Origin of the sequence: Streptomyces sp. KPB2 (assembly GCF_003950055.1) — a bacterium.
Classification (GTDB): domain Bacteria; phylum Actinomycetota; class Actinomycetes; order Streptomycetales; family Streptomycetaceae; genus Streptomyces; species Streptomyces salinarius.
The window spans coordinates 5,341,592-5,364,612 of sequence record NZ_CP034353.1; the positions used below are offsets into that span (position 1 = coordinate 5,341,592).

General features: G+C 75.2%; 14 protein-coding genes and 1 pseudogene. 4 read left to right on the forward strand and 11 right to left on the reverse strand.

The features are described from left to right. Window positions 1–9 precede the first annotated feature (9 nt). Together D1J63_RS24085 and D1J63_RS37315 are read right to left on the reverse strand one after the other, a co-directional pair. Window positions 10–942, reverse strand: coding sequence for an alpha/beta hydrolase (locus tag D1J63_RS24085; protein ID WP_125631582.1), 933 nt, complete (start codon window positions 940–942; stop codon window positions 10–12). A 266-nt stretch (window positions 943–1,208) separates the two neighbouring features. Further along, window positions 1,209–1,408: pseudogene (locus D1J63_RS37315) on the reverse strand (hypothetical protein); the annotation flags it as partial. A 241-nt stretch (window positions 1,409–1,649) separates the two neighbouring features. Here D1J63_RS37315 and ettA point away from each other — a divergent pair. From ettA to D1J63_RS24105, 3 genes are read left to right on the forward strand one after another with little or no spacing between them, the layout of a single operon-like run. Next, entirely contained in the window at window positions 1,650–3,314 is a 1,665-nt protein-coding gene (gene ettA / locus D1J63_RS24095) for an energy-dependent translational throttle protein EttA (protein ID WP_102931603.1), read from the forward strand. Between the two features lie 2 nt (window positions 3,315–3,316). After that, a complete protein-coding gene (locus D1J63_RS24100; RefSeq protein WP_102931604.1) occupies window positions 3,317–3,727 on the forward strand; it encodes a thioesterase family protein in 411 nt (136 codons plus the stop codon). Next, entirely contained in the window at window positions 3,724–4,455 is a 732-nt protein-coding gene (locus tag D1J63_RS24105; protein WP_206436783.1) for a hypothetical protein, read from the forward strand. Before D1J63_RS24100 ends, D1J63_RS24105 begins: the two co-directional genes overlap by 4 nt. A gap of 25 nt (window positions 4,456–4,480) precedes the next feature. Here D1J63_RS24105 and D1J63_RS24110 read toward each other — a convergent pair whose 3' ends face one another. The 4 genes from D1J63_RS24110 to D1J63_RS24125 form a co-directional block, all read right to left on the reverse strand. Then, on the reverse strand, window positions 4,481–5,455 hold the full coding sequence (locus tag D1J63_RS24110) for an ABC transporter ATP-binding protein (RefSeq protein WP_125631584.1): 975 nt from the start codon (window positions 5,453–5,455) through the stop codon (window positions 4,481–4,483). 125 nt (window positions 5,456–5,580) lie between these two features. Then, window positions 5,581–8,313, reverse strand: coding sequence for an ABC transporter permease (locus D1J63_RS24115; RefSeq protein WP_164712948.1), 2,733 nt, complete (start codon window positions 8,311–8,313; stop codon window positions 5,581–5,583). 421 nt (window positions 8,314–8,734) lie between these two features. Continuing rightward, the gene (locus D1J63_RS24120) at window positions 8,735–12,049 is read right to left on the reverse strand and encodes an ABC transporter permease (protein ID WP_125631586.1); all 3,315 of its coding nucleotides are present in this window, start codon (window positions 12,047–12,049) and stop codon (window positions 8,735–8,737) included. Between the two features lie 157 nt (window positions 12,050–12,206). After that, a complete protein-coding gene (locus D1J63_RS24125; RefSeq protein ID WP_061444711.1) occupies window positions 12,207–12,620 on the reverse strand; it encodes a globin in 414 nt (137 codons plus the stop codon). Between the two features lie 99 nt (window positions 12,621–12,719). Here D1J63_RS24125 and D1J63_RS24130 point away from each other — a divergent pair, with 99 nt between their 5' ends. Further along, window positions 12,720–13,694 (forward strand): methyltransferase domain-containing protein, encoded by a 975-nt coding sequence (locus tag D1J63_RS24130; protein WP_125631588.1) that lies wholly within the window; start codon window positions 12,720–12,722, stop codon window positions 13,692–13,694. A gap of 29 nt (window positions 13,695–13,723) precedes the next feature. Here the strand turns inward: D1J63_RS24130 and D1J63_RS24135 are convergent, their stop codons facing one another. The 5 genes from D1J63_RS24135 to D1J63_RS24155 form a co-directional block, all read right to left on the reverse strand. Further along, window positions 13,724–15,586: an FHA domain-containing protein gene (locus D1J63_RS24135; protein ID WP_125631590.1), complete on the reverse strand. Its 1,863-nt coding sequence runs from the start codon at window positions 15,584–15,586 to the stop codon at window positions 13,724–13,726. A gap of 46 nt (window positions 15,587–15,632) precedes the next feature. Beyond that, window positions 15,633–16,979 (reverse strand): VWA domain-containing protein, encoded by a 1,347-nt coding sequence (locus tag D1J63_RS24140; RefSeq protein ID WP_125631592.1) that lies wholly within the window; start codon window positions 16,977–16,979, stop codon window positions 15,633–15,635. Between the two features lie 115 nt (window positions 16,980–17,094). Further along, the gene (locus D1J63_RS24145) at window positions 17,095–18,486 is read right to left on the reverse strand and encodes a PP2C family serine/threonine-protein phosphatase (protein WP_125631594.1); all 1,392 of its coding nucleotides are present in this window, start codon (window positions 18,484–18,486) and stop codon (window positions 17,095–17,097) included. Between the two features lie 3 nt (window positions 18,487–18,489). Next, window positions 18,490–21,201 (reverse strand): serine/threonine-protein kinase, encoded by a 2,712-nt coding sequence (locus D1J63_RS24150; RefSeq protein WP_125631596.1) that lies wholly within the window; start codon window positions 21,199–21,201, stop codon window positions 18,490–18,492. A gap of 420 nt (window positions 21,202–21,621) precedes the next feature. Further along, window positions 21,622–22,959, reverse strand: coding sequence for a hypothetical protein (locus D1J63_RS24155; RefSeq protein ID WP_125631598.1), 1,338 nt, complete (start codon window positions 22,957–22,959; stop codon window positions 21,622–21,624). Window positions 22,960–23,021 lie beyond the last annotated feature (62 nt).

The window sequence follows — 23,021 nt, forward strand, 5'->3', positions numbered from 1 at the left end:
ACGCTACCGTCACGCGCCGGCCAGGAAGTCCCGCTCCCGCTGCTGTTCGCGTGCGGTGATGGTCGACTGGAACAGTGTGAAGCCGTGCATCGCGCCCGCGACGACGTCGAGTTGCGCGGGCGCCCTGGCCGCCTGCCACCGCTGAGCCAGAAAGAGCGAGTCGTCCAGCAGCGGGTCCTGGGTGCCGACGACGAACCGGGCGGGCGGCAGGCCGGTCAGACCGGCGTACAGCGGCGAGACCTCCGGGTCGCGGCGCTCCTCCGGGCCCATTCCCGGCGTGAAGAGCTCATAACTTGCCCGTACCGAGTCGGAGTTGCTCAGCAACCGCCGACCGCCGAACAGTCGCTGGCTCGGTGTCATCGTCAGGTCGTACGGGCCGAAGGCCAGGTGGGCCGCACGGAACGGGCCGGTGATGCCGTGCCGGTCGCGAAGCCGCAGCAGGGTCAGGACACTCAGGTGGGCACCGGCCGACTCTCCACCGATCAACAGCCGCCCCGTGCCGAACTCGGTCTCGGCGTGGTCCACCAGCCACCGGGCGGCCGCTTCACAGTCGTCGGGGCCGGCGGGGAACGGGTGCTCCGGCGCCAGACGGTAGTCCACGCTCAGCACGGCCAGCCGGGCTTCCACAGCAAGCCGCCACAGCTTCTCGTCCTGCCCGTCCGCCGAGCCGAACGCCCAGCCACCGCCGTGTATGTGCAGATACACACCGTCGACGTGATCCGGCACGAACGCGCGGACCTTCACCCCGCCCGCGACGACGCGGTCCTGGCCCTGCGGCAGTCGCACCGGTGGCGTGTCGCCACCGAGCCGATTGCGCCGCAGAAGCGCCAGCACGTCTGCATCCACCGCTCGCCCACGAGGTGGACGGCTCGCGGCAGCAGCCTCGAACTGGGCGTTGAACGCCAGGGTTTCGGCGAGGCAGTCCTCATCTGTGATCGTCATGCGTCGACAGTCGCAGCTGTCTGCGACAACACCCTGTCACCATTTCCCCGTGACCTACATCACGTCCTCTCCCGCTACCCGCCCCACGCCATGAGCGTGCCCGCGCCCGCAGCGAAAGGCACCCGCTTGCGCAGCCACCCACTCGTGTCGCGACTCGCTCACGCACGAGGACGTCCAAGATCAGTTTGCGACCACCGAACTGAATGAGACCTTCGCTCTGGAGCACGGCGAGGGCGCTTCGCCGAGTCACTGTGCTGACCTTGTAAGGGTCGGTCGGCGGCCCACTCGACCATGGGGCGAGTTTTCCAGTGGAGACCCCGCGGAGTCGGGCCAGCAACGGGTTCCCCTGATCGACGGTCGTCGAGGGGGCGGCAGGGACCTCTTCCCGACCGGCCGAAGACCCGAACGGGATCAGCGGGCCGTCCACGTCGAGGAAGAGGAGGGGGCGCTCCGATGAGCTGGTCACGGCAGCACCGTAGCCCCGTGCGGCGGGGGAGCGGCGCCCTCGGGCTGGGCCGTCCCTGGGCCGTGCGAGGGGGCCCGAGGGTCATCGACGGGGACCGGCAGTGACGGGTGAGGGTCCGGCGGCATCCAGGAATCCCCAGGTCAGAGCCCCCGCCCGGAACGCGTTTCCTCCCAGGGGTGGCGGTGCGGCAAGATGGGGTGTATCTGCCCACCTGCCTGATCAAGCTGCCGGACGGTTTCTCTTGGCTGAGTACATTTACACCATGCGCAAGGCGCGCAAGGCGCACGGCGACAAGGTGATCCTTGATGACGTCACCCTGAGCTTCCTGCCCGGCGCGAAGATCGGTGTGGTCGGTCCGAACGGTGCCGGTAAGTCGACCGTTCTCAAGATCATGGCGGGGCTGGAGCAGCCCTCGAACGGGGACGCCTTCCTGTCCCCGGGCTACACCGTGGGCATCCTGCTCCAGGAGCCCCCGCTCAACGAGGAGAAGACCGTCCTGGAGAACGTCCAGGAGGGTGTCGCCGAGGTCAAGGGCAAGCTCGACCGGTTCAACGAGATCGCCGAGCAGATGGCGACCGACTACTCGGACGCGCTGCTCGAAGAGATGGGCAAGCTCCAGGAGGAGCTGGACCACGCCAACGCCTGGGACCTCGACGCCCAGCTCGAGCAGGCCATGGACGCCCTGGGCTGCCCGCCCGGCGACTGGCCCGTGGTCAATCTGTCCGGTGGTGAGAAGCGGCGCGTCGCGCTGTGCAAGCTGCTGCTGGAGGCGCCCGACCTGCTGCTCCTCGACGAGCCCACCAACCACCTCGACGCCGAGTCCGTGAACTGGCTGGAGCAGCACCTCGCCAAGTACGAGGGCACCGTCGTGGCCGTCACCCACGACCGGTACTTCCTGGACAACGTCGCCGGCTGGATCTGCGAGGTCGACCGCGGCCGCCTGCACGGCTACGAGGGCAACTACTCCAAGTACCTGGAGACCAAGGCCACCCGCCTCAAGGTCGAGGGCCAGAAGGACGCCAAGCGGCAGAAGCGCCTCAAGGACGAGCTGGAGTGGGTGCGCTCCAACGCCAAGGGGCGGCAGGCCAAGTCCAAGGCCCGCCTCGCGCGGTACGAGGAGATGGCCGCCGAGGCCGACAAGATGCGGAAGCTGGACTTCGAGGAGATCCAGATCCCGCCGGGCCCGCGGCTGGGCAACGTCGTCGTCGAGGTGAACAACCTCAGCAAGGCCTTCGGGGAGAAGGTGCTGATCGACGACCTCTCGTTCACGCTGCCCCGCAACGGGATCGTCGGGGTCATCGGCCCCAACGGCGCCGGCAAGACCACCCTGTTCAAGATGATCCAGGGCTTCGAGGAGCCGGACTCCGGCTCCATCAAGGTCGGCGACACCGTCAAGATCTCCTACGTCGACCAGAGCCGCGAGAACATCGACCCGAAGAAGTCGCTGTGGGCCGTGGTGAGCGACGAGCTCGACTACATCAACGTCGGGCAGGTCGAGATGCCCTCCCGCGCCTACGTGTCCGCCTTCGGGTTCAAGGGGCCGGACCAGCAGAAGGCGGCCGGAGTCCTCTCCGGCGGTGAGCGCAACCGGCTGAACCTCGCCCTCACCCTCAAGCAGGGCGGCAACCTGCTGCTCCTCGACGAGCCGACCAACGACCTCGACGTCGAGACCCTGAGCAGCCTCGAGAACGCCCTGCTCGAGTTCCCCGGCTGTGCCGTCGTCGTCTCCCACGACCGGTGGTTCCTGGACCGCGTGGCCACCCACATCCTCGCCTACGAGGGCGAGTCCAAGTGGTTCTGGTTCGAGGGCAACTTCGAGTCCTACGAGAAGAACAAGGTCGAGCGGCTCGGCGCCGACGCCGCCCGCCCGCACCGCGCCACCTACAAGAAGCTGACCCGGGGCTGATCTTGCGGCACATCTACCGCTGCCCACTGCGCTGGGCGGACATGGACGCGTACGGCCACGTCAACAACGTGGTCTTCCTCCGCTACCTGGAGGAGGCACGCATCGACTTCCTGTTCCGCCCGGAGAAGGACTTCAAGCAGGGGTCCGTGGTGGCACGCCATGAGATCGACTACAAGCGCCAGCTCGTCCACCGGCACCACCCGGTCGACATCGAGCTGTGGGTCACGGAGATCAGAGCGGCTTCCTTCACCCTCACCTACGAGGTGAAGGACGGGGACGTCGTCTACGTCCGCGCCTCCACGGTGATCGTGCCGTTCGACTTCGAGACGCAGCGCCCCCGGCGGATCACCGCCGACGAGCGGGAGTTCCTCCGGGAGTACACGGACGCCGAGGAGGAGGCCGTCGCCGCATGACGGTGCTCCACCTCGCGGACGAGGGGGAGGCCGCGGATCTCGCGGCCTTCCTCTCCCGGCTGCTCCACTACGACCGTTCCGCCGCGGTGCGCCTCCAGGCGGCCGGCACGGCCCTCGCCGTCTTCGGCCGGCCGCCGTCCTTCGAGGTGCTGGCCGTGCGCACGGTACGGCTGGCCAAGCCGTACGAGCACGGGCTCGACGCCACGCTGGACGTGACGGTGTCCGCCGGTGAGCTGCTGGAGAGCGTGGACGAGCGTTCGGCCACCGCCCGCGTCCCGGGCGCGGTGACCGGGCCGCCGTGGGCCGGAGTGCTGCCTCCGCGCGGCGGTTGGCGGGCCGAGCCGGGGCTGCCCGCCCCGGACGCCCTGCGCGCGCTGGTCGCCGCCGCGGTGGCGGAGTTCCGGGCGCGTACGGAGGAGCTCGCGGCCGAGGACCGTACCAGGGCCGCGCTCGACGGCATCGGGCGGGAGATCTGGTCCCGGACCGTCGGCGAGACCGGGCTGCCGGTGCGGGCCGTGCACGCGGCCCAGTCGCTCGGGTTCCTGCGGCCGCGTGGCGCATCCGGTCCCGAGGCCGGGATCGCTACGGGCTCCGGATCCGGCTCCGGCTCCGGCGAGGACGCGCCCCGGCTGTTCTCGTCCGGTGCGTGGCTGCGGCTGCGCACGCCCTTCGGGTCCGTGGCCCTGCGCAGGGCGGGGATCGGAGCCCTCGGCATCAGCGTGCGCTGAGCCCTTCCCCCCTTCCCGCACCGGTTCAGTGGTGGGGCTCGCTGTCGTCCGGGCGTACGGCGATGTGGTCGCTCTCCAGTTCCAGGGCGACGCGGTCGCGCATGCCGAGGGCCGCCGTGTAGTCGGCGGGCAACTGGAGCCGGCCGGCGCGGTCCAGCATGGCGTACTCGCGGGCCACCACCGTCTCGTGGCCGGTCTCGGCGTCCACCTCGCTGCGGCGCAGCACCTCGGTGGAGGTACGGCCGTCGCGGATGGCGACCGTGCGGCGGACCTCGCCGGCCACCGCCTGGTCGTGGGTGACGATGACGACCGTCGTGCCCAGGGCTTCGTTGGCCGTGCGGAACGCGGCGAAGATCTGTTCCGCGGTGTGGGAGTCCAGTTCACCGGTGGGTTCGTCGGCGAGCAGCACCGACGGGGAGCCCGCGAGGGCCACCGCGATGGCGACCCGCTGCTGCTGGCCGCCGGACATCTGCGGCGGGCGGCGGTCGCGGCAGTCGGCGACGCCCATCAGGTCCAGAAGCTCCAGCGCGCGTTCGGTGCGCGCCGCCCGGCGTCCGCCGGTGCCGGCCAACTGCATCGGGAGGGCCACGTTCTGGGCGGCCGTCAGGTAGGGCATGAGGTTCCGGGACGTCTGCTGCCACACGAAGCCGACCACCGTACGGCGGTAGGCCAGACGGTCCTTCGCCGTCATCGTCAGCAGGTCGCGCCCCGCGACCCGGGCCGCCCCGGCGGTCGGCGTGTCCAGTCCGGCCAGGATGTTCATCAGGGTGGACTTGCCGCTGCCCGAGGCGCCGACCAGCGCCATCAGCTCGCCCTCGCGGACCAGCAGGTCCAGCCCCTGCAGGGCTTGCACCTCCACCCCGTCCGCGCTGAAGATCCGGACCAGGCGGTCGCAGGTGATCAGCGCGTCGTGCCCGTAGGCGGGCCGGTCACGGGACGCGGCGGCGCGGCCGGCCAGGTCGGCGAGGGTGGGGCCGGCGAGGGTGGGGTCGGTCGTCATCGGGTCTCCTCCAGGTCTCCGTCCGTGCTCCACCGCGTCCGGTCCTCGTCCGTGTTCCGCCGCGTCCGGCCCCTGTCCGTGTTCCGCCGGGCTCGGTCTCCGTCCGCCGTGTCGCCCGTCGTGCTTCACCGGGCATCCCCCGCCCGCAGCTCCGTCACCGCTCCGCGCCGGCCCGACCACCACGCCTGCAGCGTCGCCACCCCCACCGCCAGCACCAGCACCGTCACCGCCGGGACGGCCAGCCACCACGGGTCGGCGCGCAGTTCCGCGCGGCCCGCCGGGGAGGCCGTCGTGGACATCGCGATGGTGGTCAGGTCGATGCCGGGGGAGAGGAGCCGTACGGCCGCCCAGCCGGTCAGGATGCCGCCCAGCGCGGCGGGCAGGGCCTGCGGGAGGGACTCCAGGACCAGCAGGCGGCGGCCCTGGGCACGGGTGAGGCCCATGGTGCGCAGCCGGGCGAGGAGGGCGGCGCGTTCGGGCGCGGCGCTCGCCAGGGACAGCAGCAGGGCCAGGGCTGCGTAGCCGGCGCCGGCGGCCACGGCGGCCGTGTAGATCCGTTCCGCGCCGGACTGCAGCGGCGAGTCCACGTACGTGTCGCGCTGCTCGGACCGCAGGTGGACGGTGCCGATGTCGTCCGCCGCCCGGTGCAGCGCGCCCGCGTCCAGGTCGTCGCCGGTCAGCAGCAGCACGTTCGGCGGGACGGAGCCGGTGGGCAGGCCGGCCCGGTCCACGACGAGGAAGTCGTCGCCGTACACGGCCGGGGTGCGGTCGCGCACCAGCACGATCCGCAGCGTGGCGGTGTTCCCGTCGGCCAGGCGCAGCCGGAAGGCCCGGCTGCCGAACCGTTCGGCGACCGCGGGGGAGGCCAGCGCCGGCAGTACGGCCTCCCCGGAGCCGCCCTCGGCGTCGTCCGGCCGTGTCAACCGCCCCTCGGGGAAGGCGCCGAGGCCCGTCCGCCCCGCCAGTGCCGCGTAGGCGCCGGGGTCCACGCCCGCGAGCGGCAGCGACTGGCGGCCGTCCGGCGTCTTGGCCAGCCAGTCGACGCCGGCCTCGGTGACCTCCCGTACCCCGGGGACCTGCCCGAGACGGTCCGGCAGGCCGGAGGGCAGCGGCTCGGCCGCCTCCACCCGGGCGTCGGCACCGACGGAGAGCAGCGCCGCCCGGTCGCGGGCGTCGGCCACGCCGCTGAGGACCGAGCCGCCGAACGCGGCGACGGTGAACGCGGTCAGCAGCGCGAGCAGGGGCAGCACGGTGGAGGCGGAGGTACGGCCGGCCCGGGCCAGCGCGAGCGGACCGACCGCGCCGCGCAGCCGCCGGGCGGGCCGGGCCAGTCCGCGCAGCGGCAGCGGGTACAGGCGCACCAGCACCAGGGCGGCGATCACCCCGACCAGCACCGGTGCCATCGCCACCAGGTCGCCGGCGCCCTCCGTAGCGCCGCGCCGGCGCAGCATCTCGACCGCGCCGAGGGCGAGGACCACGACCGTCAGTTCGGCGACCGTACGGCGCCGGGACGCACGGGGTGACGCCGCGTCCCGGCGGCCGTCGTGGACGCGTACCCGGCGGTGCGCGGCGGTGGCCCGCAGCGGCAGCGCCAGGCAGGCCACGGCGGTGACCGCGGCGGCGGCCCACAGCGCGGGGAGCAGCCGGGCGCCGGGCAGCGCGAGCAGGGCCGTGCCGAGGCCGAGCGCTCCCGCGGGCACCGCCACGACCGCCGTCTCGGCCAGCAGCCGTCCCGCCAGGCCCGCTGCGGAGGCGCCGCGGGCGCGCAGCAGGGCCAGTTCGGCGCGGCGTCGGCCGGCGGCCAGACCGCCCGCCATCAGCAGGACGACGGCGGCGACCGTGCCCGAGCCCGAGGCGGCGACGGCGATCAGCGGGCCGATGTCGTCGTCGAGTTGCCCGTAGGTGGTGAGGACGTCGTCGAGGCCGGTCGTGACGTCCGTCAGCGGGCTGATCGTCGTGTGCAGTCGCTGGAGGGCGGGGCCGGACTCCACGGAGGCCACGGCGGAGGCGAGCGGGCCGAGGTCGCGGCTGTGCAGGGCGTCCGGGTCGGGCGCGAGGTGCCAGTAGCGGACCACGGGCGCCGAGCCGAGGAGCGCGGGGCCCGCCTCGGGGGCGAGCAGCAGGCCGCCGACCCAGTAGGTGGGGCTGGGGGCGCCGGCCGGGCCCGGCATGCGCCGCAGGGAGGGGGTGCCGAGCACGGGGTCGACGGACCAGTAGGCGCCGTCGGGCCGCTCGGGCGTGAGGATGCCGGTGACGCGCACGGTGAGTTCGCGGTCGCCGAGCACGTGGAGGACCGAGCCCACCTTCATGTGCAGCGTGCGGGCCGTCTCCTCGGTCACCGCGGCCTCCACCTGCGAGGTCGAGGCGTCGGCCCGCCCGCCGGGGACCTTCGGCAGCCGGCCGGAGCGCAGCCGGGCGTGGCCGTCGAGACCCTGCGGGGCGGCGAGGACCATCTGCGCGGGCAGCCCGTCGGGCCGGGGCAGCCACTTCTCCGGTGCGGGCAGGCCGTCGGTGACGCGGACGCCGTAGGACGACTGCTCCTCGTCGACGACGAGCGGGCGCTCGACGATGCCGAGGACGGACCGGTAGGCGGCGGTGAGCCGCCGGGGCCGGAGGCTGTCCTCCGCGGCCTCCGCGTCCGCGCCGGGGTCGGGAGCGGCGGACACCTGGACGCCGGTCACGTCGGCGGGGGCCCGCTCGACCGCCCGGCGCAGACCGGCGTCCGTGTACCGGTCCAGCGTCCGGGGGAACGCGGCGGCCAGACACGCGGTCACCGCCACCAGCACCGCCAGCGCGACGGCGGCACCGGGCGCGGCCCGCAGCCTGGTCCGCACCCAGGGGACGGTCACGGGGGTCATCGGCCGGCACCTCCGGGTACGGCGGGGGCGGCCGTGGTGGCGGTGCAGGGCGGCGCGGGGACGAGCGGGGGCGGGGCGGCGGTCGGGAGGGCGGCTCGCAGTCGCGTGGGCGTCCAGGGGCTGGCCGCGGGGGGCATCGGCCCGTGTCCCCGGGTCGGCCGAGGGGCACCGTCGTGGCTGTGCGGCGCGGCGCGGGTGTGGCCGGAGGCGGAGGCGGCTGCCCGGAGGGCGGCTCGGGGCCGGGGGTGGGTCCGGGCCCCGGGGGTCACCCGGCGGTACCTCCGGGTTCCTTGGCAGTCGCCGTCGTCCGTGCGGCGCCGTGCGGGCGGGACCCGGGTGGCCCGGGGTGCGGCGGCTGCCGGGCGGGCGGTGCGGTCGCCGGGGCGGGCCCGTTTGCGTGGTGAGGGGGCGGTCACGGGGGTCATCGGCCGGTACCTCCAGGGTCCTTGAGGGTCACCGTCGTGTCCGTGCGGCGGAGCGCCAGGGCGGCCGTGACCAGGAACGGGACGACGGAGATGCCGGCCAGCAGCAGGGCGATCCGGTCGGCCGGCAGGGTCACGTGGACGTCCGGCACCGGGCGGGTGGCCTGCGGGGTCAGTACGGTCAGCGGGATCACCGCCCGGGTCAGGACCGCGCCGAGGGCGGCGCCGGTCAGCAGTGCCAGGCCGGTCAGCACACCCTGCTCGACGGCGACCGTACGGGCCAGCCCGCGGCGCGAGGCGCCCAGGGCGCGCAGCACGGCGAACTCCCTGCCCCGCTCGCGCAGCGACCCCGCCGCGCTCACGGCGAAGCCGACCGCGGCCAGCGCCGCCGCCACCAGGGTCGCCGCTGCGAACGCCGCCCCGGGACCGGCGCCGAACGGGTCGTCCCGCAGCCGCTCGGCGACCTCGTCGCGCACCAGGACCTGCGCCGGTGCCGTGTCCGGGAACGCCCGCAGGCCGGCCGCCGCCGCACCGGTCTTCCCCGGCCCGGTGCTCAGCCACCACTCGGTGGGCTCGACGGCGGCGCCGTACTCGCCCTGCAGATACCGGTTCACCGCCGGCAGATCGACCAGCAGGGCGCCGCCGAACCGCGCCGAGGGGGCCTCGGGCCCGGTGCCCGGCAGTTCGCGCACGGAGCGCACGATCCGCACCGGGACGTCGTGGCCGCCGATCGGCACCGTGACGCGCTGCCCGGTGCGGGCGCCCGCAGAGTCGAGGAAGCGGTCCCCGGCCACGGCGGTCACCTCCTCCGGCTTCGGCTGCGCGACCCGCAGCCGCACGGTCAGCGTGGAGAGCCGGGAGCCGTCCGACAGGCCCGTGGCGTACGCGACGGCGAGCGGACCGGCATCCAGCAGGCGCGGCTCGGCCGGGGCGCCCTCCGCGCCCGGTGTGCCCGGCGCGGCCGACGACGAGGAGGGTCGTGAGCCGGCCGTCCAGGCGTCCGGCAGCGGCACCGGCCGCACGGAGCCCTCGGCGTCCCCGGCCGTCACCTGCCGTACGGTCAGGCGGTGTTGCTCCTCCCGGTCGGCCGGCTGGACCACCGTGAACTCGACGCCGGTCAGGGTGAGCGGCCCGCCGGGGACGTCCAGGCCGAGGGTGTGCTCCCGGCCGTCGGCGGCCAGCGCACCGGCGCCGATCCGGTACGGCGTGCCCCAGCGGTCCTCGACGGTGACCGTCGTGTCCGCCGACCGGGCGCCGGCGGCGGGCGCGCCGGCGTCCGGCACGGTCAGGGTCGCCGTCAGCGCGAGCCGGGTCGTGCCCGCCGGGATCCGCGCGCCGTTCGACGGCCGCCGGGGCGCCATCCCGGACAGCAGCCCGCGCGGCGACCGGTCGGCCAGGTCCGGCCGCATCAGCAACGTGTCCGCCGCGTGCGCGGTATCCAGCGCGAGCACCGTCGCCGTCCGGTCGCCGGACAGTGAGACCTCGGACCGCGCCGCGGGCGCGACCTGCCCCACGCCGGCGACGCCCGCGATCCGTTCGGTGCGGCCCGGGTCCGCCGTGCCGGAGGCCAGCACCCGGATCGGCGCGCCCGCGCGGAAGTCGGCCTGGTCGTCCTGCGAACGGGACCACGAGGCGCCCTGCCCGATCGCCATCGTGCCCAGCGCCACGGCGAGCACCAGCAGCAGCACGGGACCCGCCCCGCGCATCGGACGCCGGCTCAGCTGCCAGCCCGCCAGCGCCGCCGCGAGACCGCGCCCGCTCGCCGCCCGGCGCTCCGCGAGCCGCGCGACCAGCGGCAGCAGCCGCAGCGCCAGCACCGTCCCGGCCAGCAGCGCGAGCGTGGGCGTCAGCACGAACAGCGGGTCGACCCCCGGGGAGCCCGTGTCCTCCGCCTCGCCCGTCCCGGCGGCGGAGGAGGTCTGCCGGTCCAGCTGCCAGTAGGCGATGCCCGCGATCACCAGCAGGCCCACGTCCGCGCCGGCCCGCAGCCAGCCCGGCAGCGCCCGGGATCGGCCGCCGCCGTCGGCCCGCGGCGCGAGGGTCAGCGCCGGCAGTGTCACGGCCAGGGTGCACCCGAGGGCCGCCACCGCCGCCACCAGCCACACCGTGCCGCCGCCACCGGCCGTCGGCTCCCAGCCGAGCCCGCTCCGGGCCGACGCCCCCGGCCCGGCCGGCAGCCGGACCAGCGGTCCCGCCAGCAGCGGCGCGCAGACCAGCGCGGGCACGGTCAGCAGCAGCGCCTCCAGCGCGGAGCCCGCCGCCAGCCGGGCGCGGGAGGCGCCGCGCGCCCGCAGCAGCCGCAGCTCGCCCGCCCGCTCCACGCTCAGCAGCCGCGCCACCAGCAGCAGCGTGCCGCCCGCGAGCAGGACGAGCTGCAGCGCGATGACGAGGAGCGTGGAACGGGAGACCGCCAGCGACCGGTCGAGCCGCTCCAGGATCGCCGGCAGGTCGGTCGTCGCCGCGGTGGTGCCGCTGAGCACCTTCTGCTCGCGCAGCCACCCCATGCCGTCCCGGGCCGCCTCCCCGAGAGCCTCCGTCCGCCCGGCCGTGAGCGACGCGTAGTCCGCCGTCACCAGCCACCCGGACGCCCCCGCGCTGACCCGGCCGCCGCTCAGCACGCCCGGCGCGGCGAGCAGCGGCCCGTACGTCGTGAAGCCGCCCCGCTTCACCCCGCGGCCGTCCAGGTCGTCGAGACGCCAGTACGGCGACCCGGTGTCCACCGGCCGGTACAGGCCGCTCACCACGACCCGGACGGCCGGGCCGTCGAGCCGGTCGGTGAGGGTGAGCCGGTCACCCGTACCGACGCCGACGCGCTCGGCGGCGGCCACCGGCACCGCCACCTCGACCGTGCCGCCGTCGGCCCCCGCCACGGGCATGCGGCCCTGCTCGACGCGGACTTGCGTCGGGTCGAGCGCCGCGAAGAACGTCAGATCGGGGTCGCCGGACCGCTCGGTCGGCGGCCGCAGGGAGCCGGGCAGCGCGTACGGGCCCGAGCGCACCAGGGTCCGTACCGTGAGCGGCAGCCCGTCGAAGGTCCTCGCGGCCCCCTCGCGCACGGCGGCGTCGGCGGCCGACCGCTGTCCGGCCGGTACGTCCGCCTTCACCACCAGCGCGGCGTCGGCCCCGGTGCGCGCGTCGGCGAGGGCGTGCCGCAGGGCCGCGTCGCCGACGGCGCCGGAGTAGGCGGTCAGGGTGGCGAGGACCGTCGTGGTCAGCAGGACGGTGAGCAGGGCCGCGGCCAGCAGCAGGCGGTGCGCCCGCGCCCGCAGCAGCACGAACCGCGTGAGCCCGCCGAACCCCCCGAACCCCGACACCCGGCCCCCTGCCGCTGTTGTCCAGACCTCGCCGGGATGCTGTCAGAGGTGGGGACGTCGAAGTAAGCGCTCGGGAGCGGGACTTGACCGGATCGTGACCGGAATCCGGCGTCGGCTGACCGGAATGCGTCCGTCAGCCCAGAAGCCGGTCAGTCCGTCAGTCGGGAGTGTTGATCATCGAGGCCGCCGCGTACGTCAGGTACTTCCACAGCGTCTGCTCGTGCTCCTCGGACAGCCCCAGCTCGTCGAGCGCGACCCGCATGTGCTTCAGCCAGGCGTCGTGCGCGGCCCGGTCGACGACGAAGGGGGCGTGCCGCATCCGCAGCCGCGGGTGGCCCCGGTTGTCGCTGTACGTCGTCGGGCCGCCCCAGTACTGCATGAGGAACAGCGCGAAACGGTCCTCGGCCGGACCCAGGTCCTCCTCGGGGTACATCGGCCGCAGGATCGGGTCCTCGGCGACTCCCTCGTAGAAGCGGTGGACGAGGCGGCGGAAGGTCTCCTCCCCGCCGACCTGCTCGTAGAAGGTCTGCTCCTGAAGCGTGCCGCGCCGAATCTCATTCACGCCGTCCATGGTCTCAGACCCGGGGGCATAGGACTCAAGACCTAGGACTGGCCGGGACCCCGCCCGGGGACCCTGCCCGAGGCCCCGCCCGGCCCGTACTGTGGAGGCATGGGCGGGTACGAGGACCTGGACAGCCTCGCCGCCTCCGCGCGGGCGGAGCTGGTGCGCGAGATCGAGCTGAGCGGCGCCTGGACGGCCGACCCGGTGTGGCGGGAGGCGTTCCTCGCGGTCCCGCGCCACCTCTTCGTGCCGTACTACTACGTCGGCGTCCGGGGCGGCTACGAACGCCGGTGGGGCGAGCACCCCGACCCCGCCGCCCGCGAGCACTGGGTGCGCGGCGCGTACGCCGACGCCCCGCTGGCGACCCGGATGCGCGACGGCGAACTGCTCTCCTCCAGCAGCCAGCCCTCGCTGATGGCGATGATGCTGGTCGAGCTGGACGTGCGCGACGGCGACCGGGTCCTGGAGATCGGCGCCGGCACCGGCTACAACGCCGCCCTGCTCGCCCACCGGCTCGGCGCCGACGACCTGGTCACCACCGTCGACCTGGACCCCGAGATCACCGAGTCCGCCCGCCGGCACCTGGACGCCGCCGGCTACCACCCGGCCGTCGTCACCGGCGACGGCGCCCGCGGCGTTCCCGAGCGTGCCCCCTACGACCGGATCCTCGCCACCTGCGAGCTGCCCTCGATACCCCGCGCGTGGACCGCCCAGTGCCGTCCCGGCGGGCGGATCCTGACCCCGCTGGCCACCGGGCTCGTCGTGCTCACCGTCCGCGACGCCGACCACGCCGAGGGGCGCTTCCTGCCCACGCCCGCGTACTTCGTACCGCTGCGCGGCGCGGACCGGGCCGAGCCCGAGACGCCGGGCCTGGGCGGCGTACCGCGCCGGGCCCGGGAGGACGACCTGTTCCGCTTCCTGCTGGCGCTGAGCCGGGGCGGCCTCGACCCGCAGGAGGCGTACGCGCTGTGGGACCGTGAGGACGCCCCGCGCCGCGAGCGCTACGGCATCACCGTCAGCGGCGAACGGGCCTGGGCGTGGCTGGACGACCCCGAGGGGCCGTACGCCTGGCCGTTCGCCTGACGCAGGCCCCCTCGGGCGCACCGCCGTGGCTATCCCCGGCGGATCGTGATCGTCGTCCAGGCGCCGACGTGCACCCGGTCGCCGTCCTGGAGCGGCACCGGCACGAAGGGCTGGATCGGCTCCTCGCCGCCGTTGACCGTCGTACCGTTCGTCGAGTTCTGGTCGACGACCGCCCAGTTGCCGTCCGGCTGCTGCACCAGCACCGCGTGCTGGTGCGAGACGCCCGGGTCCTCCGGCGGCACGGCCAGATCGATGTCCGGGGTGTCGCCGGTGGAGTGCCGGCGGCGGCCGATGGTGATCTGGTTGCCGGTGAGCGTGCGCTGCTGCTCGGGCGAGTACGCGGGCAGGTTCAGGCCCGCGGCCTCGGGGCCGGAGCGCTGCATCATCGCCATGAAGTACTCGCGGTCCGGGCCGATCGTCGCCGACCAGGTGGTCGGCTGCTGGGGCCGCTGCGGCTGCTGCGGGAAGCCCTGGCCGGGACCGGGCGGGGCCTGGGTGGCGCCGGGCTGCGGGTAGCCGTAGCCGCCACCCTGGGCCGGGCCGCCCGGACCGCCGGGACCGGCCTGACCGCCCGGGCCGCCGGACGTCGGCGGGGAGAGCACCCAGTCGTCGTCACCGCCGCCGCCGAAGGCCGGGCCGCCCTGCTGCGGGCGGTTGGTCTCCTGCGGGAAGGCGGGCGGGGCCGGGGGACCGGACTGGAACCCCTGCGGGGCACCACCGGGGCCGCCCGGACCGCCGGCGCCACCGGGCGGGGGCGGAGGCGGGGGCGGCACCGGACGCGAGGGATCGGTACCGAAACCGGGCGGGGGCGGCGGACCGGAGGGACCGCCCGGACCACCGGGACCGGCGGGGCCACCCGGTCCACCGAAGCCGCCGGGACCGTTCGGACCGCCGGGCCGCTCGGGGCCACCAGGACCGCCCGGACCGCCGGGACCACCAAAACCGCCGGGCCTGTCAGGGCCGCCGGAGCCGCCGAAGCCACCGGGTCCGTCAGGGCCGCCGGGACCGCCGAAGCCACCGGGACCGTTGGGACCGCCCGGACCGCCGGGCCCTTCAGGACCACCGGGGCCCGGGAAACCGCCGGGACCGTTGGGGCCGCCGGGGCGGTTGGGCCCGTCGGGGTTGCCAAAGCCACCGGGACCACCGGGACCACCGGAGCCGCCGGGCCGCTCGGGGCCGCCGGGAGCACCAGGACCGCCGGGACCACCGAAACCGCCGGGCCCGCCGGGGCGGTTGGGCCCGTCGGGGTTGCCAAAGCCACCGGGACCACCGGAGCCACCGGGCCGGTCAGAACCGCCGGGGCCTCCGGGACCGCCAGGCCCACCGGGCCCGCCAGGGCCGAAGGGGCCGCCGGGACCGCCGCCCGGACCACCGGGAGCGCCGCCCGGCCCCCCGGGGCCGCCGCGGCCCGACGGGTCGCTGCCGAAGGGCGGCGGGCCCGGGGGAATCGGTTCGGCGGGGCGGTTCATCTGGGACGGGCGGGAGCCCTGGTAGTCGTACGCGTCACCGCCGCCGAAGGACGGGCCCGAGGGACCCGTCGGCGGCTGTCCGAAGTGCGGGGCCGGGCCGGGCGCCGGCGGGCGCGGGGCGGCCGGGGTGTACGACGTGGCGGTGTTGGTCAGGAAGTTCCACCGGCACTCCTCGCAGAACGGCGCACCGCCCTCACGCGGCGTGCGGCACTGCGGGCACAGCTGCGGCTCGCCGCCGGGACCGCCCGGACCGCCACCGGGGCCGCCGCCCGGCCCACCCGGACCGGCGGGCGGCGGGAAGCCGTAGCCGCCGCCGGGCGGCGGGGGCGGCGGAGGGGGCGGCACGGCACCGGCCATGCGGTGACCGCAGACCTCGCACCAGTCGTCGGAACCCGACTGGTGTCCGTTCGGGCAGGTCGGCATGTCGGAGCTTCCCTCTCTTGCGGGAGTGTCGCGCGGTTGGTGTGCGTCACTTCTTCACACGAACAGTCTTGGTGGACCGGGTCTCGAGAGTCATCTCGTCCGCCTCCTCGACCTTCGCTTTCAGTCGCACAGTACCTGCCGCCGCGTCCACCACGTCCACCACCTTCGCAAGCAGTTTCGCCGTATCGGCGTTTCCGGAGGCGCCGGCGAGCTGAACCGCGCGGCCCAGTTTGGCCGTTGCTCCGTCGATGTCTCCCGCTTTGCGCAGATCCAGCCCTTGCTGGATGGCTTGTGCCAGTTCGGCCTGCCCGGTGTAGTGGGCGACTTGGGGGTTGATCGACGTGGAGGCGGCCATGTCGTCGGTCCACACGGCCCGTACGAGACCCTGCGCGCCGAGGTTCTGGACGCTGCCCCCGGGCTCCGGGATGACCAGGGAGACGCGGGCGGCCAGCATCTCCTGGCCGAGCCCGGCGGCCGGTACCTCCACGCAGACGTGGTAGTCACGGGACTCGTCGCCCCAGGAACCGGTGGGGTAGTCGCCGGCCCGCGGTCCCGCCTCGGTACGGCGGCCGGTCAGCTCCTCGACCGTCGGCGCGACCTGCTTGACGAACTTCACCGTGGTGCCGACCGGGGTCCACAGCCGCAGCGCGACGTCCGCGACCTCCTTGCCCATGGCCGTCTCCATCATCCGCGTGAAGTCCGCGGCCAGACCGGCCGGATCGGCGACGATGTCGGCGGTGCCGAGCAGGGCGGAGGCGATCCCTGTGACTTCTTTCACTTCCCAGTCGGTGCCCACGCCGCGGGCGTCGCACGTGAAACGCCCGGCGCAGGCGTCGAGTGCCGCTCCGAGGTCCTCCGGCGACTCGTGCTCGTTGCGGCCGTCGGTGAGCAGGATGCCGTGCCGGATGGCGACGTCCGCGGTGGCCAGCAGCCGGTCGGCCAGCCGCAGCCAGGTGCCGATGGCGGTGCCGCCGCCCGCACCGAGGCTGCGCAGCGCCTGCTTGGCCTGCGCCCGGGTGGTGGCGTCGGCGACCGCGAGCCGGCCGCCGCCCGGGTAGACCTCCTTGGCCACGTGCGTGCCGGCCACGACCGTGAAGTGGACGCCGTCGCGCAGCGTGTCGATCGCGGCGGACGTGGCGTCGCGGGCGTTGCGCATCTTGGTCGGCGGATAGTCCATCGAGCCCGAGCAGTCGACCATCAACGCCACGGCGGCGGACGGGCCCTGGCCCGGCGAGTACAGGTGGGGCGCGGCGACCGCGCTCCCGATCGTGCCGCCGCCGGTCGCGGTGACCGTGACGATGGCGTTGACCTCGCGGCCGCCCTCGGGCAGGTACTCGTTCTGGTAGACGTCCACCGCGAACTGCGGCACGTTCGACTTCGAGAAATTGGCCATGCCGGATCGCATCCCCCTCTACGTCCCCCCCAGCGGGGGGTCCTGGCTCCTTGTGCGCGGACCGCCCCCTGCGGTCCGCGAGGCCACCCCTGAAACCCGTACCCGTGCGGGGGCCTCAGGCCGATCCTGCCCCCTGCGGCGGGGCGGGGAACGGCAGGAGGGCCACTGTTACGTTGTCGTGGCCCCCGCCGTCCAGGGCGTGGCCGACCAATACGCGGGCGCCGTGCAGCGGGCGGGCGGCGGCGTCGAGGGGCACGGCGTCGGCCATCTCCTCGGCGGACTCCGCGTAGTTCCACAGGCCGTCCGTGCAGACCACGACCACGCCGGCCCGGTCCGGCTTGAACGACGCGGTGTGCGGTTCCAGTTCGTAGGCGTCGGCGCCCAGCCAGCCGGTGATCGCGTGGGCGCGCTCGTCGGCGTAGGCCTCGGCCTCGTTCATCAGACCGGCGGCGACCATCTGCGCGGCCCACGAGTCGTCCTCGGTGAGCCGGGCGGGCGGGGTGGAGCGGTCGGCCGGCACCCAGTAGACGCGGCTGTCGCCGACCCAGCCGACGACCAGGAGACCTGCGGTGACCACGGCGCCGACCAGGGTGCAGGCGGGCGCGTTCTGGTGCGGGGCCTGCTCGCGGGCGGTGGCGGGCTCGTCGGCCAGCGCGTTGACCGCGTGCGAGGCGGCGAGGATGGCGTCGTGCATGGCCTGCTGCGGGTGCGTGCCGCGCGGCAGGGCGCCCAGCAGCGACTCGCCGGCCGCCCGGGACGCGGCGAGCGAGGCGTCGTCGGGGCGGGTCGCCGAGGACACGCCGTCGCAGACGATCGCCATGGAGGCGGGGGCGCCGTCGGGCAGCGCGGTGCAGCCCACCGAGAACGCGTCCTCGTTGCGGTGGTGGCGCAGGCCGCGGTCGCTGACGGCGGCGATCGGGCCCGACTCCTGCTCCATGTGGTCGCGTTCGCGGGGCTGGGCGTGCCCGCAGTTCTCGCAGTAGCCGTCGTCGTCGACCCGGCCCGCGCGGCAGGCGACGCACACCTTCTCGGCGGCGGGCGGCCCGGCGGGCGGGGCCGGCACCGGGGCGGCGGCGTCCTGTTCGGCGGTCAGCCGCGGGTCGGGCGCCTGCAGGGGGTACTCGTCGGGCTCGTCCGGCCGGTCGAAGCGCACGCCGGGCGCGGAGGACTCCGCGGCGGCCGACGGTGCCGCGGGCGGTGCCGCCGGCGGGGCGGGCGGGGGCGGCGGCAGCAGCGGCGAGCCGCCCGAGTCGGTGCCCGGGAGTTCGGCCGCCGCGTGCACCGGGGCGGGCCGGCCGTGGCCGTCCGAGTCCCGGGCCACGGGCCAGTCCACGCCGTCCGGTGCGGGCACCGCGCCGTTGACGGCGAGGGTGGGGCTGTCCTCGGGCCGCGCGGGCACGACGGACAGGTCGTATCCGCACGCACCGCAGAAACGGTCACCCGACTCGAGGGGTTCCTCGCAGCTCGGGCACTTCGACACAGCGGCCTGCTGGGGCATCTGCGACATCAACTACACCCACGTCCGGGGGCGGTAACGATTGGCACGTTCCACCAGGTCGATCCTCTCCTCGCCGCCCCGCGCCAGCCGGGCCAGCGTGCGGTACGAACGCTCCAGGCCGAAGCGCAGTCCGCGTTCGTCCAGGCCGCTGCCGAGCAGCGTCCGTCCCCCGGCGGCGGGAGGGACGGAACCCCGACCTCCGGAGAGTACCCAGTCCAGCGCGCAACCGAGGACCTCGGCCGACAGTTGCTCGCGCCGCGCCGGATCCAGACCGTACACGTCCAGCGCCTCGACCTGCCGCGCGGCGGCGACCAGATCGTCCAGGAACTCCAGGTCGCCCGCGGCCGCGGTGCGCTGCCGCAGCCGCGCCCGTACGGCCGCCACGCGCGCTCCGGTGCAGTGGACGGACGACTCCGGCACCGACTCCAACGTCCGTACGGCACCGGTCCGGTCGCCGCCGGCCAGCTGGACCCGGGCCAGCCCGAACGCCGCGCTGACATGGCTCGGGTCGGACGCCCACACGAGCCGGTAGTACTCGGCGGCGTTGTCCAACTGCCCCAGCACCTCCGCGCACAGGCCCAGCGCCAGCTTGGGCGCGATCTCGCCCGGGAAGGCGTCGTAGACCGCGTCGAAGGCCAGCGCGGCGTCCTCGTGGGCGCCGGTCACCAGGGTGACCAGGCCCCGGTACCAGACCACCCGCCAGTCGTCGGGGCGCTCGTCCTCCAGGTCCCGGAGGACGGCCAGCGCACCCGACGCGTCGCCGTTCTCCAGCCGGGCCCGGATCTCCCGCAGCCGCGTCTCGGTCGACGGCGCCGGCGCGGCGGCCAGCGCGGTCAGCAGCTCGGCCGGCGCGGACGCCATCAGGCCCGCCAGGAAGCCCGCGTTGGGGTCCGCGGCGTCGACCCGGGGGACCGGCAGCGCGAGCGTGGCGGTGGGCGCGTCGGCCGCCTTGACCAGGCCGGAGGCCGCGGTGCCGAGACCGCCGACGCTGCTCACGGCACCCGGCAGCGACGCGCTCGGGCCGCCCGGCGCCCCCGTCGTCGTGCCCGGCGTGCCCGGCGTGCCCACGGGGCCGGTCGGCGGGGCGTGTGCGACGGTCCCGCCCGGCGCGCCCACGGCGGGCCCGGTCCCGCCCGGCAGCGCGGGGCCCGGACCGCCGGCCGGGGCCGGTGCCGCACCCGAGCCGCCCCGGCGGCCCCGCGCACGGACCGGTCTCGCGCCGAGCCGCGACACCTCGCCGTCCAGGCGCGGGAACAGCTCCGTGTCCGTCACCCGCACCTCGGGCCCGAACAGGGTGGAGACGGCGGGCCTGGCCCGGCCCGTCTGGAGCGAGACCACCTCGCGCAGCACACCCGTCAGCTGCTCCGCCATCTCCTGGGCGGAGGCGAACCTGCGGGCCGGATCGGGGTCGGTGGCCCGCACCAGCAGCCGGTAGAACGACTCGTACCGCCGGAAGACGTCGATGTTGTCGGGGTCCGGCAGGGAGTCCGCGTAGACGGTGGTGTAGCCCTGGAAGTCGAAGGTCAGCACGGCGAGGGTGCGCCCCACCGTGTACAGGTCGGACGCCACCGACGGGCCGACGTCGGCGACCTCCGGGGCCTGGTAGCCCACCGTGCCGTAGATGGCCGACTCGTCGTCGTCCATGCGGCGGACCGCGCCCATGTCTATGAGCTTGAGCTGGTCCTCGGTCTGGATGGCGTTGTCGACCTTGAAGTCGCAGTACAGCAGCTTGCGGCTGTGCAGGTGACCGAGCGCCTCCAGCGCCTCGATGCCGTACGCGCAGGCCTGTTCGACCGGCAGCGGGTCGCGCCGGCCCTGTGGGGAGCGCCGGGCGTTGGCGATCTCCTTGAGCGACTTGCCGCCGACGTACTCCATGACGATGTAGCCGTCGAGGGAGCCGGTGCGCTGGTCGAGGTGCTCGACGAAGTTGTAGATCCGCACGATGTTGGCGTGCTCGATCTCGGCGAGGAAGCGCCGCTCGGAGATCGCCGCCGCCATCGCGTCCTGGTCGCCGGTGTCCAGCAGGCCCTTGAGGACCACCCAGCGGTCGGAGACCGCCCTGTCGACGGCGAGGTAGATCCAGCCCAGGCCGCCGTGGGCGAGGCAGCCCACCACCTCGTACTGGCCGTGCACCACGTCCCCGGACTTCAGCTTGGGCACGAACGAGTACGGGTGGCCGCACTTGGTGCAGAAGCCCTCCGTGCGGCCCGGCCGCTCGCCGCGCGACCGCCCGACCGGCGCCCCGCAGTCCGAGCGGGAGCAGAACCGCTTGCGCTCGGGCACCTCCGGGCGGTCCATGACCATCTCGCGCGGGTCGGGCCGCGGCACCGCCGGCACCTCGACCAGACCGACGCCGAGGCGCCCGCGCCCGGTGGAACCCGCGCCCGAACCCGAGCTGCGCACCGACACCGAACGCCCCGTGGAACGGCCCGACACGGCGCGCGAGAGCCGGCCCGACACCGAGCGCCGGGACCTCGACGACTGCGACGACGTAGGGGAACTGCGGGAGGAGCGGGAACCGCCGCTGCCCGACGAGCCGCGCGAACCCCGGCCCGCGCCCGCGCCCCCGCCTCCGGTGATGCCGGTCGGCGTGGAGCCGAGCGCGCCGCCCGCCGCGACGACCGGCGCGAGACCGCACGTGTCGCAGTACAGCTCGCCGCCGCCCATGTCCTCGTAGGTCCCGCCGCAGCCGGGACGCTGACACGTCCGCCCTGCCTCACTCATGACGCTGCCTCCCCCTGCTCACTCCCGCGCCGGTCCTCACTACTCCCACGCCGGTTGCCGCTCCCGCGCAGACCGCTGCTTGTGCACCGGTCCTTGCTCCCGCGCCGGTCGCCACTCTCGCGCTGGTCCTCGCTCCGGCGCCGGCCACCGCTCCCGTGCCGGCCACCGCTCGTGCGCCGGCTCCCGCTCCTGCACCGGTTCTCACTCCCGCGCCGGCCGCCGCTCTCGCGCTGGTCCTCGCTCCCGCGCCGGTTGCCGCTCCCGTGCCGGCCACCGCTCGTGCGCCGGCTCCCGCTCCTGCACCGGTTCTCACTCCCGCGCCGGCAACCTCTCGTGCGCCGGCTCCCGCTCCCGTGCCGGCCGTCGCTCCTGCCCCGGTCCTCGCCGCCGCGCCGGTTCTCGCTCCCACCCGGTTCTCGCTCATGTGCCAGGCCCCGTCCGGTCCGCCGGGCCGGCCTGGCCGGGTACGCGGGGGGCGGTGGTGGCGAGCAGTTCGGCCGCCGCGTGCTGGTAGCGCAGTACGGCCTGTTCGGCGACGCGCAGGTCGCAGGGCGCGCTCCACAGCATGCGGCGCGCCCTCTCGTACTTCTCGGCCAGCTCCGGGTCCTCGGCGTGCCCCAGCCGGGCCATCTTCGCCTTGTACGCGTCCAGCCGGCCACGCAGCTCGGCACGGACCGCGAGCGGCGCGGTGACCGCCGTCAACGACTCGCGGGCCCGCAGCAGTTCGTCCTCCGCCTTCTCCTCCAGGGACTCCAGGAGCGGCGACAGGCGGTGCCACTGGGCGTGTCTGCGGTACTCGGCGGCCGCCGCCAGCTGCTCCTGCAGCACGATCGGCGGGCCGCCGACCACCGGCACCTCCGTCGCGGCGATCTTCGCCAGCACCTCGCCGCGCGCGGTACGCGCCTCGGCCAGCGTGCGGTCCGCGCGCGAGAGCACGTCCCGCAGCCGCAGGATCCGCTGCTCCGCGTCCTGGCGCACGGCCAGCACCGCGTCGATCTCCCGGCGCACCTCCTCCAGCGCCCGCGCCTCCCGGTCGTACACCGTGGTGTCGGGACGGCCGCCGCCCGGCGCCGAACTGCCCTCGGCGGGGGTCCAGAAGGCCAGCGGGTCGGAGACGACCTGCTCGCGCAGCCGGGTCAGGGTGCGGGTGATCCGCTCCAGGTCGTCCCCGGACGGGTGCTCGCCGGGGCGCACGCCGACCGAGTGCGCCAGCTTGCGGGTGCGCCGGAGCTCGGCGGCGAGTAAATCGATCCGGGCGGGCAGCGCCGACCACACCGCGTCGGCGGCGACCACCATGTCCAGGGAGGTCGCGTAGAGCTGGTTCATCCGGTCCACCAGCGTCGCCAGCGTGTACCGCTCGCTGAGCCGGCCCGGACCGCCGTGCAGGGTGGGCGCGTTGGCGGCGGCCGCGGCGCCGCCGGACACCGTGACGGCCTCGCCGCGCAGCAGCTCCGTCAGCTCCACCAGGTCCTCGCGGCTGGACCAGCGCCGCCGGGAACGGATCTCCCGGGCGGTGCGCAACGCGCCCGTGTACGCGTCGAAGTAGGTCCACAGCAGCGTGATCGACGCCTCCGCGGCACTCCAGCGCTCGGCGGTGACGCCGGTCAGCTCGGCGCCCTCGAGGAGTCTGCGGCCCGCGTGGTCCTGGAGGGCGAGGAGCGAGGTCTCGATCGCCTCGTGCTCCGCGCCGAGCCGCGCCAGCGCACGGTCCACCTCGTCCCGGTCCATCACCGGCCCGGTGGGTCCCGTGTCGCCCATCGATCACCTCTCGCCGTAGCGGACTTTCCTGTGCCGTGCGTGTGCTCTCTCCTGGCCTGCGC

Bases quoted from the DNA above. Each gene is read 5' to 3' on its own strand.
- D1J63_RS24110 (WP_125631584.1), bottom strand. From the start codon at position 5,455: ATGACGACCGACCCCACCCTCGCCGGCCCCACCCTCGCCGACCTGGCC.
- D1J63_RS24155 (WP_125631598.1), bottom strand. From the start codon at position 22,959: ATGGGCGACACGGGACCCACCGGGCCGGTGATGGACCGGGACGAGGTG.
- D1J63_RS24150 (WP_125631596.1), bottom strand. From the start codon at position 21,201: ATGAGTGAGGCAGGGCGGACGTGTCAGCGTCCCGGCTGCGGCGGGACC.
- D1J63_RS24125 (WP_061444711.1), bottom strand. From the start codon at position 12,620: ATGGACGGCGTGAATGAGATTCGGCGCGGCACGCTTCAGGAGCAGACC.
- D1J63_RS24105 (WP_206436783.1), top strand. From the start codon at position 3,724: ATGACGGTGCTCCACCTCGCGGACGAGGGGGAGGCCGCGGATCTCGCG.
- D1J63_RS24140 (WP_125631592.1), bottom strand. From the start codon at position 16,979: ATGGCCAATTTCTCGAAGTCGAACGTGCCGCAGTTCGCGGTGGACGTC.
- D1J63_RS24085 (WP_125631582.1), bottom strand. From the start codon at position 942: ATGACGATCACAGATGAGGACTGCCTCGCCGAAACCCTGGCGTTCAAC.
- D1J63_RS24115 (WP_164712948.1), bottom strand. From the start codon at position 8,313: ATGACCCCCGTGACCGTCCCCTGGGTGCGGACCAGGCTGCGGGCCGCG.
- D1J63_RS24130 (WP_125631588.1), top strand. From the start codon at position 12,720: ATGGGCGGGTACGAGGACCTGGACAGCCTCGCCGCCTCCGCGCGGGCG.
- D1J63_RS24145 (WP_125631594.1), bottom strand. From the start codon at position 18,486: ATGTCGCAGATGCCCCAGCAGGCCGCTGTGTCGAAGTGCCCGAGCTGC.
- D1J63_RS24135 (WP_125631590.1), bottom strand. From the start codon at position 15,586: ATGCCGACCTGCCCGAACGGACACCAGTCGGGTTCCGACGACTGGTGC.